This is a genomic window from Arthrobacter sp. NicSoilB11 (assembly GCF_019977375.1).
Taxonomy (GTDB): Bacteria; Actinomycetota; Actinomycetes; order Actinomycetales; family Micrococcaceae; genus Arthrobacter.
In genome coordinates this window covers 1,129,364-1,145,815 of sequence record NZ_AP024657.1, presented here as the reverse complement: position 1 = coordinate 1,145,815, position 16,452 = coordinate 1,129,364, and the positions used below count along the sequence as shown (strand labels likewise).

The window sequence follows — 16,452 nt, the reverse complement described above, 5'->3', positions numbered from 1 at the left end:
CGCCAAATCCTCGGATGGCAGACCCCCATGGAGCACCTCATTAGACTGGCCTCCCCACCCACCGAACCATAAATTGTTGCAACGACCGCTGAACTCCGCCGTCGTCACAATGGCTCACTTTTCGACCGTCAACGACAGCAACTCGGACACCTCTCCAAATACCGCGGAGGGAACTGGCTACTCGAAGATCGGCATCACTCTAGTTCAGCTTGCGCAAATAGCGGAAGGCTGCGCTGGCAATTGCTGGAAGGAGCCAACCCGCGAAGATAAGGGAACCCCAGGAAGAGCAAACTCCTGAGCAAATCTATAAGCGGCTCGCGAAAGGCGGATAACCCGCCAGCCGCGTCTGCATTAACTCGATTAGTACAGCTAGAGGCCGCTGCGCGACTGTAGGTGGGCATAGAACGACGGGAGATCGAGCGAGTCGGATCGCGAACCGTTCCGGACAAAAAATTCGTAGGGTCGCGTTTTTTCCCGTCGCACGAAAGAGCGGGCAGTACGCTGCAACACGGTCACATGTGCAATTGGTGAGTTGTCTAGCCAGTGGGGCTGAATCCGAATGTAGGGCATCACCAGTGCGCCGTCGAGGAAGCGCCCCTCGATGAGTGAGACGAGGTGCAGCTGCCACTTGTCGAAGTCCCAAGCCTTGAGATCCAGGTCGCGCTCAATACCGTGACATAGTTCTCCATCATCGTCTATTCCAATCAGTAGCTCACCCCCGTCACTGTTCATGAAAGCGCACAGGGTTTTGAGGACTTCCCCGGGTAAAGCAGGAAGTTCAGTGAGGCTGCCATCCCGTCGCCAATCACGAATTGAGCATAAGAGTGAACTTTTGAATTCGATGCCTGGACCCTCACCGAGTGCTATCAAGTTGGCAATCCCCGCACTTGAACTGTTGATCTCTGGGATTCGGAGGACCCGCGCGGACTCAAAAGTGCCCCGAGACTGATTGGGGTTGAGCTCCAGTCCCCAGGCTTCAATTGTTTGTACGACCGCCTGTACGGCTGCAAGGGGATCCCCTTCAGGAAGTCCAAGTAAGTCCGCGATTTGAGCAATGGTGGTTTCAACACCAGTGGTGAACGCTTTCGCCATGAGTGGTGCCATGGCGGAGGAGATGTCGTTGTTCATGAGTCACTCAGAGTTGGACGTTGCACCTAGAGCGCAAGTCCTTCTCAATCTCGGCTGCCCTCGATTCCCAGAAGCTCAGGGGATCCGGCTCATCGGCCGTAAGAGCGGCGAATGCTTCGGCTGAAATAAAATGACTTTCCAATCGCGACTTTGAAGAGTTAAAGGTAACCCCCTTTTCCGTGAGCGCAAGGCCAGGCGTCTTGGCCCGCCAAGTGTTGTTACTTTCGCGTGTAAGAGGCGTGAGGTTGGCTACGGATTTGGCGTAATCGAACTCAGCCTTGTTAGGGTCCAGAATCTCGCCGAGCTTTCCGTGCTTATTGTTTGCACACCAGTTCAAAGGATAGAGATGGTGCAGGTCCACGGGCTTAGAGCTTGGATATGCGATTGAGACGTTTGGGTTAACGAGGTCTTGGGTTGGTTGCGTCCGGACAACAAGAGTGAGTGCACGTCCGAGGGCACCGGCAGGCTTGGCCTGTAAGAGCTGGTGTTTTAGTGACGCGGCATCTGGAACCGGCAACTCGAGCGACGACTGCAATTGGTCGTTAGCCTCAGCGGCCCAAGAATTCGCATTTCCTGCTTTAGCTCGGCGAAACAGGATTTCCTTTAAAACCCGCATATCCGTGCTGCTCTGGCTGAGGAACCCTTGGTCGTATCGGGTGGCAAGAGAGTTTCTCCAGAAGAATGCTCGGAAGAGCCCATTCAGTTCTTCCACATTCCATTGGTTCGCATATCGACTGTCGTGTGCCATATACCAACGAAGCGCGGAGTACATTGCCATCGTAACCGGGTAGGGGGAATCAGACAGCGGGAAGTTGCCGCCCGCCACGCACGTCTGGAAGTCGCCGACATAATTTGCGAGATCCCGCTCGTTCTCGATGGCTTGCTTCCAGAAGGCAGCAGGCGTCGCGAGAAGGTCTCCTGCCTTGATGGACGTAACTGCGGTCGGCTTTAACTTCCCTCCGACCGCGCGGGGTGCCGGCTTCTCTGAGTCCAATGCGACATAGCAAGCCGTCACAGCCTGGGCAATAATTTCGGGTCGATTCGACTTCGAGGCCCAGCCGACAGCGCCTTCAAGTTCTCCCAGGTTGTCAATCCAGTCACGGAGAAGAATCGGCTCAGGCTCAGAACTTGTGTCGTTATATAGCCAACTGTGGAGCAAGTCCACGGTGGATACCTTTGTCCCTGTGGTGTTCAAGGTTTCGAATATTTCACATATCTCGCCAAGTGTGTACTCAGCTGGCACGATGTAAACCGCCAACACAGTCTCGGTGATTCCCTTGAAAGCTTGCTTAAGTATTTCGTTCCGCCGCGCAAGCTCCTCCGCTTCAGGTAGTGCTTGATCCGGATAATTGGACGGATCGTTGATTGCTTGAATATAGGTGTACCACTGACCCATCAAGTCCTTGTCAGCTTCCGGCGAGAGTGGAAATAGGCCGTCACCGATGCAGACTGCTAGTTGGTCGTACTTGCTAGCTTTGACTTGCGCCTCACGCACATAACGAACGCGACCACTCGGGTCGTCGTGGGAAACGTCGAGGAAGTATCGTCCCGAAAACCGCCGCCTCGCATCTGTTGCTCGCAAACCTCCGAAGACCATGGCAAGTGCGGTAGCGCGTTGACGTCCGTCTAGGACTGCGTAAAAATTCTTGGGCCGATCCTCAGGCGACGACAGGGAGGCATCAACTGATTGGCCGTTCTGCGTATCCGGAATCGAGGCCGGTACGAGTGTGAGGTCGCTATCGTCTGGCTGTTCCCACAGGGTAGCCATTCCAATTGGTCGGGCCTCTATAACTGAGAGGGCCAGACTGGTGACATCGGCTTCTGACCAGACGAAATCGCGCTGGAAAGCGGGCACCAACCAGGCATTAGACCGAAGTCGATCGAGTAATTCTGAAATACCAATCGATTCTACAGTGAGTTTTCCCACGATTGCTCCTATCTAAGCTAGACGAACTCTATACGGTCTGGTCCCGCAAGGAGGCGTCCAGTCTTCGTGTCCCCCTATGCTTCCTTGGGGTACATCCGTGTGAATTGTTCCTGCAACTGCAAATATCGCTCTGAAAGTTATAAGGCGCTTACCGCATAGCGTGTATGGACTGCGGATGAACGGATGAAAATGCTCGGGACGCCTTTATTCACTCGCCCAGCCACGGTGCCCAAAGGGCTCGACAAACTCTGCTTTTCTCCAAAAATTCGGAACCAACATACGACCATGCGAGGGTGACAGGCATGAACGCCCGCCACCAGCGCCATCTGACGGCGGCGGGCGATGGCGGCGAGCTCCTGGCACACGGGGCCGTCCCGCGGCTCCTCGGGGAACGTCGCGTCCACTTTCTTCTTCTCGTAGTGGCGTACTCCGGGAAGGCGACCAGCCCTGCGCCGTCGTCCGCGGACTTGGCGGCGAACCTGTCGATCGCGGCGAGGTTCGCCCGGACGTCGGCGCCCGACGCTAACTGCCCCAGCGCGATCCTCACAACCATTCCCTCCCTCGGCCCGGCGGCCACACTACAAACCGTCAGGGTCAGACCGCGGCCTCGACCGTTGCCTTCTCCGTGGCCGTCATCTCCGGCGGGGAGGCCTTGAACCCCCGCGTGATCAGTGCCAAAACCAGCACGCCCAGCACCAGCCAGGACACCCCCAGCGTAATGGCGTTGCTGTCCAGCCAGGAGAGCAGGTAGGCGCAGACGAGGGCGCCGATCACCGGGACCACCACGTAGGACACCGGGTTCAGGCGCTGCCCGGCTGGGCGTGAAAGAACCACAAATCCTAGATGGAGTTAGATGCTGGAGCGGCGAACCCGTGCCTATAAGTGCCGGACGAACGGCATCAGTGTAGTAGGAGGTCTTCCCCTATCCACGATGAGCCACCCGACCGCCACGGGACGGGCGCCGAACAGGACGTAGACTTTGCCGTCAGCTGGTGGGCCGTCATGAAGTCCGTTGTTCACTTGGCATCCGTTGGCGGCCCCAGGCGCGAGCGCTGCGGAAGGGGCCTGCAACGCAGTTGCGCCTGCTTCGCGAAGGCGTTCAGCCTCTGCTTGGCACTCTGGATAGCAGTGCATGTCCCCCAGAAGTAGATGTTCAGGGAGGTTTGGTGTTCCAAAGGTTTCGTCGTCTATATTGATCGCCCAGATTGCTCGCTCTACGCCCTGCAGGTCCTCTTCATCAGTGATTCCTTCATGACGAAGGAACTCGGCCCATGCGCCTGCGGGCGTGTCGGCTAGGTATTGGACCGGCCCTCGTCCCTTAGCGTTCCAGCGGGCCGAGGGCTGGTTGGAGCTTTCCCAAAAGAAGGGATAGTGGCGGTCGCCGTGTCTATACGCGATCATGTGGCCATGGGTCCTGTGAGGGCTGCCGCGAGTTGCTTCACTCGTTCGACACTTTCGTCATCCGGGTCCCAGTCGCCTTTCAACACGTCTGCCGGTGAGCTGCCGTCGAGTTGCGCTCGCGGCCGGGTAAACCATCTGCGGATGCCAAAGCCGTTGTAGCTCCCTGCAAGATCTGCGGCGATGAGGGTGACCGCGTGGAGGCGTTCCGCGATGTGGTCTGGTGTGTGCCGGTCTCCTGAGCGGTAACGGTATAGGGAGGAGCTCGAGGTACCGACAAGGATCTCCAGCAAGTCATCGCCGAGTAGACGAGTCATCTTGGGCCATTCCCGGTCGGGTAGGGGTGAGTGTTCTACGGCTTCCCAGGCTTTGGTGATCGCAAGCGCGAGCTCACTGGGGTTTGCGTGCTCTGTAGCTGCTGACGCCTCTCGTGCGATCCCTTCCTGCGCGAAGGCACGGAGAATATTGCGGACAGCGGTGGTGCGGTCTATCCCCTCGGTGACGTTGGGTGGCATGTCCAGCAATATGAAGGCCAAATTGCTTAGGCGTGCCGTTAGCTGAGCGGCTTCCACTTCACTTCTACTGGTGGGTTGCTCGCTTATGGGTGTCATATCGGAATCCCTTTGGGCCAGTTTCAGGAGTGTCATGAACTCCACTTTGTCCCCTGTGGCCATGCTGGTCCCGCCTGGCTCTGATGTCAATGGTTTTCGATGACGGGCCTTGCATTCTTGGACTCAAGCCGCGCTGAGGGAAGGGATTATCCATAACGGCTGAGGGGTTACAGCCGCCGCTGCCGGAACATCGGGAACGACTCCCGGACCCGCTCCACAGTCTCCAGCGAAACCTTAACAGTCCGCACCCCAGCAGCTAACCCAAGGTCCGCTTCAACAACTCCCATCGGGTCCAGCAACACGCTCCGCCCCACCGACACCGGCGGCGCCTGGCACACCCCCGCCACATACACGCTGTTCTCGATCGCCCGGGCCGCGTTCAAAGCCAGCCACTGCTCAGTCTTGTGCTCGCCCGGCACCCACGACGAGCAGACCAGCAAAACCTGCGCGCCGGCGTCGGCCAGTGACCTGGCCAGCTCCGGGAACCGCAGGTCGTAGCAGGTCATCAGCCCGAACCGCACTCCCCCGTGCTCGAACACCACCGGCTCCAGGGACTCACCCGGCTTGATGAACTCGGACTCCCCGAACCCCTGCGCGTCAAAAAGGTGGATCTTCCGGTAGCAAGCCAGCTGGCCGCCGTCGGGCCCGAAAGCCACCAGCGTGTTGTACGCCCGGCCCGGCTCCTCCGAGGTTTCAACCACGCCCGCCACCAGCGCGATGCGGTGGCGGCGGGCAATGCCGGCAAGCTCCCCGCAGACGGGCCCGTCCAGCGGCTCGGCCACCTCCGGGAACGTCGCGTCCACTTTCTTCTTCTCATAGGTGGCGTACTCCGGGAAGGCGACCAGCGCGGCACCGTTGCGCGCGGCCTGAGCGGCGAACCGGTCGATCGCGGCGAGGTTGGCCCGGATGTCGGCGCCCGACTCCACCTGCCCCAGCGCTATCTTCACGAGTGTTCCTTCCCTCGGCCCAACAGCAGGACCCAAACCAACCAAAACTCAGGCGGCCGCCTCAACCGTCGCTTTCTCCGTCGCCGTCATCTCCGGCGGCGATGCCTTGAACCCGCTGGTGATCAGGGCCAGGACCAGCACGCCCAGCACCAACCAGGACAGTCCCAGCGTAATGGCGTTGCTGTCCAGCTGGGAGAGCAGGTAGGCGCAGATGATCGCGCCGATCACCGGGACCACCACGTAGGACACCGGGTTCAGCTGATGCCCGGCCCGGCGCTGGCGCACATAGTGGAACACCACCGACGCGTTCACCAGCGTGAAGGCGGTGAAGGCACCAAAGTTGATGAATGACGTCGATGTGGCCACGTCCAGGAAGATCGCGATCAGGCCCACGACGCCGGTGATTACCAGGTTCGCCACCGGGGTGTGGAACTCCTCGCTGAGCTTGCCGAAGACGGCCTTGGGCAGGACCGAGTCGCGGCCCATCGCGTACAGCAGGCGCGAGGCGCTGGCCTGCGCGGCGAGGCCGGAGGCGAACTGCGCCACCACCAGGCCGGCCAGGAACACGGCACCGAACAGCTGCCCTCCAATCCGCAGGGCGATGGAGCTGGCCGCGGACGCCGAGTCCTCGAACACACCGCCCGGGTGGACCAGCTGGGTCACGTAGGACACGGCCACGAAGATGCCGCCGCCGATGAGCGCCACGAGCATGATGGCGCGCGGCACGGTGCGGCGCGGGTTGATGGTTTCCTCGGTGAGGGTGGTGACGGCGTCGAACCCCAAGAACGAGTACGCGGCGATGGCGGCGCCGGCGGAGATGGTGGTGAAGCTGGCGGTGTCGTTGAAGAACGGCTGCCCGCTGGCCAGTCCCCCGGTGCCGTTGGCCGACACCACGTTGCCGATGGCCAGCGCCACGAAGAACACGATGACCAGCAGCTGGAACGCCATCAGCACGTAGTTGGCCTTGTCTGCCACCTTGATGCCCAGGATGTTCAGCAGTGTGGTGATCACGATGAAGCCCACCACCCAGACGCCGATGGGGATGCCGGGGAACTGGGCGGTCAGGTAGGAGCCGCCGATGAGCCAGATGACCATGGGCAGGAAGAGGTAGTCGAGGAGCACGGCCCAGCCCACCAGGAACCCGACGCGGGGGTCGATGGAGCGGCGGACGTAGGTGTAGGCGGAGCCGGCCACGGGGTGGGCGACGGCCATCCGGCCGTAGCTGTGCGCGGTGAACAGCATGGCCACGAGAGCCACCAGGTATGCGGCGGGCGCGGCGCCGCCAGTGGTTTCGGCAATGATCCCGAAGATCCCCAGGACGATGATCGGGGTCAGGTACGCCAGCCCGAACAGGACCAGCGAGGGCAGCTTCAGCGTACGGGCGAGGGTTGTTGTCACGGTGTTTCCTTAGGGCTTGTAGGACGGCGGTGTCCAGGTGGCCGGATTGATGCGGCCTTGGTAGACGGGAAGTTCGACGGCGGGCTCCCCCTCGCGGAACTGCGACCAGGGGCGGTTCAGGTTTTCCGTACCGTGCGTGCGGACGCGGTCGACGGCGGCCAGGTCCAGTTCAGCGGTGAGCAGCTGCGGTTTCTCGTCCGTTGCTTCTGTGAGGGTGTTGCCCTCGGGATCCACGATGATGCTCCTGCCCTGGCCGGTGGGGCCGGCGCAGTTGACGCTGACCATGAAGACCTGGTTGACGATGGCGTTGGCCTTGGCGAGGATGAGTTCCTGCTTGCGGTCCGGGGTGGTGGTTTTGACGACGTTGAGGATCACGTCGGCGCCCATCCAAGCGAGCTGGCGGGACACTTCCGGGTACCAGGCGTCGTAGCAGATGTTCAGCCCCACCCTGCCGATGCCGGGCAGGTCCACGGTGGTGAACCGGTCGCCGGGATCGTAGGGCTCGAACGGGCGCCAGGGAAAAATCTTCCGGTAGTACCCGGCGAGCTCCCCTTCCGGGGACAGGACCAGCTGGGTGTTGAACAGCTGCCCTTCCGGGCCGCGTTCGCAGACGCTGCCGGGGACCAGCCAGATGTTGAGGTCCTGGGCGATCTGCTTCAGTTCTGTGACCCGTGGGCCGTCCAGCGGTTCGGCGGATGCCTGCAGGGATTCGGTTCTTTGGAGGTCCGGGTTTTGGTCGCTGAAGAGGTGCAGCTCGGGGAAGACGACCAGCTTGCTGTGCGGCTGGGCTTCGAGTGCTGTTTTGACCTCGTCGGCGAAGGCGGAGACGGGCTCGCCGATGAGCCGCGGCCGGGCCTGCGCGGCGATGAGGGGAAGGATGCGTTGCATGGGTTTTTCTCCGCGTTGGGGTGTGATCCGGGTTATATTAGATCAGAATGATCCAATAAAGGGAAGGGGGCGGGTGTGGGCCGTAAAGTAGCGGTTGTGACTGATCAGCTGGAGGAGACCGCCGTGCCCCCGCGCCTTGGCGCCGGCAGGATCACCGGGATGGAGCGGCGCAGCGCCATGGATGCGGTGCGGATGCGGATCGGCATGGCCATCTCCCTGGGGCTCCTGAAACCCGGCGAGCGGCTGCCGGACCAGGAGGACGTGGCCCTGGGCCTCTCCGTCAGCCCGATCACCGCCCGGCGTGCGTTGGCGAGCCTGGCGGAGCAGGGCGTGGTGGTGCGCCGGCGCGGCCGGGCCGGAGGGACGTTCGTGGCGGACGCGCCGCCGTCGGATGTTTTGGCGTCACTTTCGGCATCGCCCGCGGAGTCGCAGGAGGTGAACCGGCTGGTGGACCGGCGGCTGCTGTTCGAATGCGCGGTGACCCACTATGCGGCGGTGAACGCCACCACTGAGCAGCTGGACGAGCTGGAACGCCTGACCCGGGAGATGGCAGGGGCGAGCGACTGGTCTTACTACCACCGGATGGATGAGCAGTTCCATCAACTGGTGGGGACGGCATCGTGCCTGGACACCGCCGTCGAGGTCTACCACGAGACCCTGGCCGAGCTGTACGACTACTTCATCCCCTACCCCATCGAGAAGCTGCACACGTCGAACCGTGACCACATCGCGCTGGTGGCGGCCCTCCGCGCGCGCAACGTGGAGGAAGCGGTGGAGGTGTCCCGTAAGCACGTGAACATCCTGCACCGGACGATGTTTATGGGGCTGGCGGAGGGCGGAGACTAAATGTCTTTCCTAGGCAAGCCCGACAAAGTCAGCTGGGCCAGGATTACGATGGGGCATGGATCCTGGCCTACTTGCCGCCGTCGTTACGGCTTTTCTAGCACTAGCCGCCACCGTTGTGGCGTCACTAATCGCCGCTGCAGCTAGCCTGAGGACGCAGCGGGGCCAAGCAGAAAACAATGAACAGCTTCTTCGCCTGAAGGACCGCTTGGACGCGGAAAAGGCGCATCACGAGTGGCAGCGCAGTGCGAGAGCTGAACTTGATAACCTGCGCGAACCGTTATTGCTCGCCGCCAGGGACCTCCAGAGCAGAATTTACAATATCCGCAAAAACAACTTCTATTTCTACATCATCAGCAAAGACGACCATCGCCGTGATGTGGCCCTTCTTGGGACTCTCTACCGGTTTGCTAGATACTGGGCAGTCCAGGAACTCCTGTATAGCCGCACGAACTTGCTTCGGTTCGAATCCGACCCAGATACCTCCGAGGTTGCAGACCTCGTCGGGCGTTTGGCGCGCACCTTCGCATCAGACAGCTCGTCCGGACTTGACCTCATCTTCTGGCGAGAAGAACAGCGCGCCGTTGCTGAGCTCATGGTGAATTTCAGCAGCGACCACCCCATGACAACGTTCACGGGATTTGCCAGCTTCAGTAGGCGTTACCACGAGGATCTTCGAAGAGAAGCACCCGAGGACCTGGCCCTTTGGCTAGAGCGCTTCGCTCAGGACCTCCGGATGCCGACAATCGCTGAAAACCAGCGGTTGAAGGAGCTGGATGCAAACCTTGGCGCTCTGGTAGAAACACTTGAAAAGGGTAAGAAAACGACGGATATTGCCCCGACCGATTCGTCCGGCAACACTGATTCCCAGCAAAGGCCTAACGTAACCAAATGGCCCAGTTATGGTGATGAGCATGGCACGAGGAGACACCGAACTGGCCTTTAAGGCGGCGGCCGCGGCCGATGGCATTGAACTCACTCAGAGTTATTCGTTTCCATGGATGACCGAACAGGGACACTTCGGCCTCCCGCAAGAGGCGGCCGGCGCGCTCAGATTCCTCGAAGATATCTTTCTGGCGCTTGAGGGAGATGCTGCCCCGTACGCCGCCGGGCGTTCTACAGTGCTGCGAGGCGACCTAATCCATGAGCCGACCGGCACGATTATTGAAGTCGATGAATTTCAACACTTCTCAACTTGGCGTTTAATCGCATTAGACGCCTACCCTCCGGATGCAGCCATCGGATTCGACCGCGCCGAATACATTGACCTATGCCGCCGCAACGCCGGGCGAGCCGACAAGTATCGGGCCTCCAAGCTTGCCAAGGGCTTCCCCAACCCGGGTTCAAGAACGAGGCAACGCGCCTACTATGACTCTCTGCGTGACTTGGCCGCCTCGGCGATGGGCCTGCCACCGGTTATTCGGGTGCACGCCATCGACGGCGATGGAGTACTTGCGTATGCCAGACATAGGGAGAGAATCGCTCGAGCACTTTCCATCTGAGGTCAGTGCACTCTCCCAGATGACTGTCGAGAGCTAATGGCGCAGCACTTCAAGCCGTCTCCTCGAGACTCGCGCGGCAATTTTTCGTCTAGTTAGACTGCCCGCGAGTGCCCCGAACATGGGAAGGGCGCGCCCGGCCAAAGCCGGACGCCTTCGTGCGACCCATCTAATTCAGTCGACGAGAACCGTGGCCTTGGCAACGTCAGCAGTTTCGGAAACGGGCGCAGTACCCCGCCGGCGGTGGTTGATCCAGCACCCCACCGCAAGAACCGCTACAAGCCCGAAGGTGCTCAGGGGCTGGGGACGCGAATCCTCTCCGATGAAGCCCACCGTGAAGATCGCCGCGAGGATCAGCAGCCCCAGGGAAGTGAGCCACGGGAAGCCGGGCATCCGCAGGGAAAGCTCCGTTCCCTCGCGGTCGGCGCGCAACCGCAGTGCCAGCTGGGCCAGGAGCGGACGTCCACCCCAAGAGGCATTGTGGTGGCCTTCGCGTTCGGCGGGACCGAGATTGTTTCCGTGGCTGCAGCCGAGACGGCTGAGCCGGCCCGCAGCGTGAAGAAGGCCGTCCGGACGGTGCTGTGGCGCATCCTGGTGTTCTACATCGGTGCGATCTTCGTGATCGCTGCTGTGGTCCCGGTGGGTTCGGCAGGGCTGAAGAGCCCGTTCGCCGCGGTGCTGGACGCGGCTGGCATGCCGAGTGCTGCCACCGCCATCACGCTGGTAGCTGTCGCTGCACTTCTGTCAGCGTGGAACGCCAACCTGTACGGTGCTTCCCGGATGACGTACACCCTGGCCGAGCGTGGCGAAGCTCCTCGTTGGCTTGCTTCCGTTTCCAAGTCCCGCGTCCCTGTGGCCGCGGTCCTGGCCAGCGTCGCCTTCGGCGTTGTCACCGAGGTGCTGGAGCTGGCCTTCCCAGAGAAGGTGCTTCCGGTCCTGCTGAACATCGTGGGATCGACCTCGCTGATCGGGGCCGCCCCCAGCGCGATCGTCGTGATCTACAACGACGCAGCCTACGGAGCCGAGATCCACCACTACGGTTCCCAAGGCCTGACCGAGAAGCCGATGCTGATCCCCCGAGTTGGACTTCAGCGGGGTTGCTTAGGCGCTGGGGGCCGAGTCCGCCATTATCCGGTCTTTGTCCGACCTGTCCGCGCTGCACGACTGGATCGACGCCGCCGCCAAGGGCACCTTCGTGGCCGACTGCCGGATCACCTCGAGCGTCCGCGCCCCGTGGATGAGCGAGTGGATGAACGCGAACCGGGCAGCGACGGCCGCGGTGGCTGGGCAGCTCCCTACCGCAGTGGTGAGGCGATATCAAGCATGCCAGTTGATTGCATTTCGGATGAAAGACGCGATGCGCTGAACGGAAGCATCGCCAGAAGGATGCCCCGCCAGATAAGTTGCCGCTGCTTCGCGAAGGCAATCGTCCAGCTCAGACCATGAGATCCAGCAGAAGACTTCAGGTATCAGTGCCATAAGCTCGGACTCAGAGGGGAGCGATGGGTCGCCGACACGTTCTAACACGGGGCCGAGAGTTCTGCCCAGAACTTCGGTGATTCCGAGTTGGCCGTTGCCTTTGACCCGAAGCGGCGGGGTAACACCCAAGAGGAAGAGGACCGGGACAGCAGAGCCGGCCCTGGACACAAGAGTGACATATTCCCGGGCCAATTGTTCGGGCTGGAAGCTGCCGTACCGGATGCGTTTGGCTTCAACAAGCGTGTACGTGCTTGAAGTTTCGAAGATGGCGTCGGGCTGAACCACTAGCTTGACCTTACGGTCCTCCGAACTGAGGCTGAAGTCACCGGGGAGAAAGCGCATCTGCAATTCCTCAGCTTCAGCGGCAAGTTTCTCCCGGGCCGCATCGGCACCCTGCGCCGCCCGGATTACAGACCCGAGGAAGTGACTTCGGGGCAAGAAGTCAAGGCCTAGGAGCACTTCTGCGGTCAGTACATTTTCACGTCCCTGCCCGCCAGCCCTATAGTCTCTGGCTTTCTCCCACGAAACTTCCTCAAGGAGCTTTCCGACTATTGAACTGGAGGCGGTGGATGACGTTTCCATAGGTGGTCTCCCTCGACATGTCATTGCAATGTTGTCGCACAGTAACCCACTAGATGCCCGACAGACTCGGAACACGCAGGCTGGCTCTGTGTTGGGCGCGGACTTACCTCCGATGCATCTCACGGGTGTACAAAGGAGCGCCTAGCCCCGCGGCCGGTATCCTGAACCGGGCTCCCAAAAGCCACGGGCAGGATTGAGCGAAGGCTGACAAATGAACATCGACCCCGCGTGTGAACTTAAGCTAGGCAACCTATTCCAGGCAGCAGGCCTGGCGCCGGAAGACGTTGTGGTTATTCGACATACGCTTAACGCTGGCGGCTTGGAGACCCGGGCTGACGCAATGGGGCCGAATCTCTTGCCATACACACGCGAGCAGGGCCACAACAATAAGTTGGGAAGGAACCCTCCCGGGATTTGGTTAAACTTTTTGGCGACCTCGGGCCGCCGGGCAAGGTTCATCAGGGCGTACGAAAACTACGGTGAAGTCCACGAAGAACGAACTGATGTCTGGCGCTTTTTCGACCTAAGGCCATCTACCGTATTTGCGGCGATGACCGACCGGCTGGTCATCGAGTGGACTGCCGACACGGTGAATTGGGCCAAGGCGGGCCGGACGGCTGGCTCGCTCTCGGTGGTCGAGATTGCTGACCCTCAGACCGAACCGTTTCCGGGGTTCGATTCGCTCCTCATCAGCTACCAAGAGCTTCAGGCGGTGGTCAGTGATGACCGATACAGCCAATGGCGGACTGCGCTGAGTTCTGTGCAAGGCATCTATCTCATCGCTGACACAAAGAGCGGCAAGCTGTATGTGGGTAAGGCCGACGGAGCCGAACGTCTTTTTGGACGCTGGAGCGATTACGCCCGAAACGGGCACGGCGGAAACGTGGCTCTCCGGGAGTTGGCCGGCGCGGATGCGGCCCATGCCCGGCACTTCCAGTTCAGCATCTTGCGAGTATTCTCCCCGAGTGCGCCGACATCGCAGGTGGATGCGGCCGAAAACCATTTCAAGAGAGCCCTGCTCTCGCGCCAGACCGGCCACAACCGAAACTAGGACGTAACAGGTTGCTTGAGCATTCGACCCTAGATTCCAAAGGCTGATCCACCATGCGAATCGTTTCCTGGAACTGCGCCATGGGCTTTTCAAAGAAGCGCCACCTTATTGAGGCCCTGAAGCCCGACGTCGCGATCTTACCCGAAACCTCTGAACGACACATCAAGGAAACTGAGGCACGGTTCAAGGCTTGGGTCGGTACCAACCCGCACAAGGGCCTGGGTGTCGTCGGCTTCACGGACCGTTCTTACATGCTTCACGAGGCCCCCCCGCTGTTGCCTTGGCATATCCCATTCACAGTGGATGGTCTGAACATAATCGGGCTGTGGGCGCACGTCCGGGATAAAGATCTCAAGTACGTCCGAGTGACACATGAAATCGTCGGCCGTCATACTGATTTTTTGGCCTCAGCACCCTCGTTAGTCATGGGTGACTTTAATAGCAACACTGTTTGGGACCGAGAGCATCCCGGCAGGAACCACTCGATGCTGGTGGAGAAACTTGGTGCGCTCGGCCTGCAGAGCGTCTACCACCAGAGCGAACGTGTGGCACATGGCGATGAGACCACAAATACCTACTTTCACACCAAGAAGCTCCATTTCGGCTACCACATCGACTTCGCCTTCTTCAGCGGAGTTTCCCCATCGATGGCGATCGGGCGCCAAGAGGACTGGTTGATGTATAGCGACCACATGCCGCTGATCCTCGACATTGAAGAGCCCTAGAAGTCCTGGCCCTGGTCCTCGCCGGCTTACCTATCCGGGAGGCTTTACCGAACTGTGGTGGAAACTGGGGTGAGGAAGAAAAGGCAGCCCTGGACTGGCTTGTACTGTCCAACCTCAGCGACAAACCGGAATGTGTCACCCTCACTCACGGATGACGGAACACTGCTGCCAATGAACTTGAGATCGATCGTGTTCACGTTTCCGTATTTAAAGTTGGGGCCAGCTGTGGTCTTTGGCCCCGCGTCTCCGGGACCGATAAGGATGTCGTATCGGGTTTTGTACTTCTCATATTGCTGCAGGTTCGTTATCGAGCCGTCGAACGCAATTCTCCGACCGTGGTACTTCGCCGCGAAATCCGCCACCGAGGGACCGCAGGTGTCGGTGGTTGCTAGGAGTGCAGCGAACTCTTCGTTGTTCTCGGGGGTGATGATTTGGTCGGCTTCTTCAGCCACCGTTGGGGCAGGCGACGAGCCCGACGTCTGACCGGTTGCTTGAGTCACCGATGGAGGGGGCGATGGCGCCGATGTTTCACTCAGGGCCACCGAGTCGGTTGGCTTAGCGTCTCTTTTCTCCTTTGCTGCGGAGGTGCCAATGCCTACAGCAGCTAGTAACAGGAGAATGGCCATTCCCGCTACGACAGCCCGTTGCTTGGCGGGTGCAAGTCCCCGGAAAACACCCCACGCCTTTGACAAAGTTGTGTCCGGCTTCACCCGCCGGAATTTGAGTGTGGTCCGAAGTGTCCCGTGGGTCTGGTCGACTAGTTCCCAGCCGCCTTCCCTCTGTTCCTTAGCGATGGAGCGGCTCTCCAAACCGCGCACGGCCTGAACAGATCTGTACTCGTACTTGATGTCGTCCGGCATGCGGTCCCCAACCCTTTTAATGAAGCGCCCTGGGTCTAATAAAGGCTCGCCGTCATTAGGTCCCACCACGCACTTCGCGGTTGGCTCCACCAGCATAAGACGTGATCTCGTCCCCCACGAATTGGGCTTGAGCAACTGGGTGGATGGCTGGCGCACCCTCGGGTCGCCTGCTATTGGATGAGTCCCCTGTTTCGGACTTCGCTGAGCCATTCCGGGAATTCCTTCAGCATCTTCCCGAACAAGAGGGCATCGTTGATCGCGTCAACGTCCCCAATGGGCTCGTAGTTGGCGTTGTCTACGAAGCGCTGCGTGATTGTGTCCAGCTGCTCGAGAAACGCTATTGGTTGAGGACCAATCGAGAGGAACTTCCAAAAGATGGGTGCATTCGACACTTCCGTGAGTGCCTGGAGGGCCGCGTTCTTGCTATCTGGCGCACCGTCCGTAAGGAACAGTACATATACGGGCATCTCCGCGGGCATAGACGTAACAGGCCGCGTCGGCCCGAATTTTGCCTTCCCTAGTCCGAAGAGCCCCTTCCTGGGCGCTGTCGGAGGAGCAAATCCAAAGTGTTCCCGGATCGACAGGAATGCATCGGCGTAGTTTGTAGTGCCCATGCGTCGTCCCTTGGTCAAACGATCCACGGATCCAGAAAAGTCAGCGATGCTGATTTCACCCAAATATGCGGCGGAGGAGTCAAAAACGAAGAAGTCGATGGCCCCGTCGTCGTCGAACTGGGTTGCCAGTGCCAACGTCTTTTCGACCAGCCGCTGCATCGAGCCCGATTTGTATGCCGGAGACATGGAGCCGGAGAAGTCCAACGCGACCGCAACTTTGGCTTTCTGCCCGTTCAGTCCGGACAGATCAATAGCCTGAGATGCAGTTTTGGCCAGCGACAGGAGACTCGGCGCCTCCGTGCTGATCTTTGCAAGGGAAAGTGCCATGAGTAATCAATCCTTCGTTGAGTGTCAGAGGGAGTCATCCGCAGCCGTTGGTGTGCAACTTCGGCCGAACGTGTTCTCGGCGTTGCTATCGAAGACAAACTTGCGTTGCACACGACAGATTGGCGCTCAGAACTTGGCGGACAAGCAGCAACAGCGCCAGTTGAGGACTGAACCT

Annotated in this window: 14 protein-coding genes and 2 pseudogenes; 6 read left to right on the top strand and 10 right to left on the bottom strand. The window is 60.2% G+C overall.

The window, feature by feature from the left end:
* Positions 1-369: 369 nt before the first annotated feature.
* The 7 genes from LDO14_RS05410 to LDO14_RS05375 form a co-directional block, all read right to left on the bottom strand.
* Positions 370-1,128: an ATP-binding protein gene (locus LDO14_RS05410; protein ID WP_223994197.1), complete on the bottom strand. Its 759-nt coding sequence runs from the start codon at positions 1,126-1,128 to the stop codon at positions 370-372.
* 7 nt (positions 1,129-1,135) lie between these two features.
* The gene (locus tag LDO14_RS05405; RefSeq protein WP_223994195.1) at positions 1,136-3,055 is read right to left on the bottom strand and encodes a DUF262 domain-containing protein; all 1,920 of its coding nucleotides are present in this window, start codon (positions 3,053-3,055) and stop codon (positions 1,136-1,138) included.
* Between the two features lie 594 nt (positions 3,056-3,649).
* Positions 3,650-3,889, bottom strand: a complete 240-nt coding sequence (locus LDO14_RS05400; RefSeq protein WP_223994193.1) for a hypothetical protein — start codon at positions 3,887-3,889, stop codon at positions 3,650-3,652.
* Between the two features lie 563 nt (positions 3,890-4,452).
* Positions 4,453-5,100, bottom strand: coding sequence for a hypothetical protein (locus tag LDO14_RS05390; protein WP_223994190.1), 648 nt, complete (start codon positions 5,098-5,100; stop codon positions 4,453-4,455).
* Between the two features lie 131 nt (positions 5,101-5,231).
* A complete protein-coding gene (locus tag LDO14_RS05385) occupies positions 5,232-6,011 on the bottom strand; it encodes a carbon-nitrogen hydrolase family protein (RefSeq protein WP_223994188.1) in 780 nt (259 codons plus the stop codon).
* Positions 6,012-6,059: 48 nt separating this feature from the next.
* The gene (locus tag LDO14_RS05380; protein WP_223994186.1) at positions 6,060-7,409 is read right to left on the bottom strand and encodes an APC family permease; all 1,350 of its coding nucleotides are present in this window, start codon (positions 7,407-7,409) and stop codon (positions 6,060-6,062) included.
* A gap of 9 nt (positions 7,410-7,418) precedes the next feature.
* Entirely contained in the window at positions 7,419-8,297 is an 879-nt protein-coding gene (locus tag LDO14_RS05375; protein WP_223994184.1) for a carbon-nitrogen hydrolase family protein, read from the bottom strand.
* 96 nt (positions 8,298-8,393) lie between these two features.
* Between LDO14_RS05375 and LDO14_RS05370 the strand changes: the two genes are divergently transcribed.
* The 3 genes from LDO14_RS05370 to LDO14_RS05360 are packed head-to-tail and all read left to right on the top strand — an operon-like array spanning position 8,394 to position 10,642.
* Positions 8,394-9,143, top strand: a complete 750-nt coding sequence (locus tag LDO14_RS05370) for an FCD domain-containing protein (protein ID WP_223994182.1) — start codon at positions 8,394-8,396, stop codon at positions 9,141-9,143.
* A gap of 55 nt (positions 9,144-9,198) precedes the next feature.
* Positions 9,199-10,086 carry a hypothetical protein gene (locus LDO14_RS05365; RefSeq protein ID WP_223994180.1) on the top strand — a complete coding sequence of 296 codons (888 nt, stop codon included), beginning with the start codon at positions 9,199-9,201 and terminating at the stop codon, positions 10,084-10,086.
* Complete coding sequence (locus tag LDO14_RS05360; RefSeq protein ID WP_223994178.1) at positions 10,055-10,642, top strand: hypothetical protein; 588 nt, start codon at positions 10,055-10,057, stop codon at positions 10,640-10,642. Before LDO14_RS05365 ends, LDO14_RS05360 begins: the two co-directional genes overlap by 32 nt.
* Positions 10,643-10,813: 171 nt before the next feature.
* On the opposite strand, the pseudogene LDO14_RS05355 reads toward LDO14_RS05360, so the two are convergent.
* Positions 10,814-11,117, bottom strand: a pseudogene (locus LDO14_RS05355) (amino acid transporter); the annotation flags it as partial.
* Positions 11,118-11,119: 2 nt separating this feature from the next.
* Here LDO14_RS05355 and LDO14_RS05350 point away from each other — a divergent pair.
* From LDO14_RS05350 to LDO14_RS05340, 3 genes and pseudogenes are all read left to right on the top strand, one after another.
* A pseudogene (locus LDO14_RS05350) lies at positions 11,120-11,608 on the top strand (amino acid permease); the annotation flags it as partial.
* Positions 11,609-12,911: 1,303 nt separating this feature from the next.
* Positions 12,912-13,751 (top strand): GIY-YIG nuclease family protein, encoded by an 840-nt coding sequence (locus LDO14_RS05345; protein ID WP_223994175.1) that lies wholly within the window; start codon positions 12,912-12,914, stop codon positions 13,749-13,751.
* Between the two features lie 53 nt (positions 13,752-13,804).
* Complete coding sequence (locus LDO14_RS05340) at positions 13,805-14,476, top strand: endonuclease/exonuclease/phosphatase family protein (protein ID WP_223994173.1); 672 nt, start codon at positions 13,805-13,807, stop codon at positions 14,474-14,476.
* A gap of 44 nt (positions 14,477-14,520) precedes the next feature.
* On the opposite strand, the gene LDO14_RS05335 is transcribed toward LDO14_RS05340, so the two are convergent.
* Both LDO14_RS05335 and LDO14_RS05330 read right to left on the bottom strand, forming a co-directional pair.
* Positions 14,521-15,336, bottom strand: coding sequence for a DUF4839 domain-containing protein (locus LDO14_RS05335; RefSeq protein ID WP_223994161.1), 816 nt, complete (start codon positions 15,334-15,336; stop codon positions 14,521-14,523).
* A gap of 170 nt (positions 15,337-15,506) precedes the next feature.
* Entirely contained in the window at positions 15,507-16,277 is a 771-nt protein-coding gene (locus LDO14_RS05330) for a VWA domain-containing protein (RefSeq protein ID WP_223994159.1), read from the bottom strand.
* Positions 16,278-16,452 lie beyond the last annotated feature (175 nt).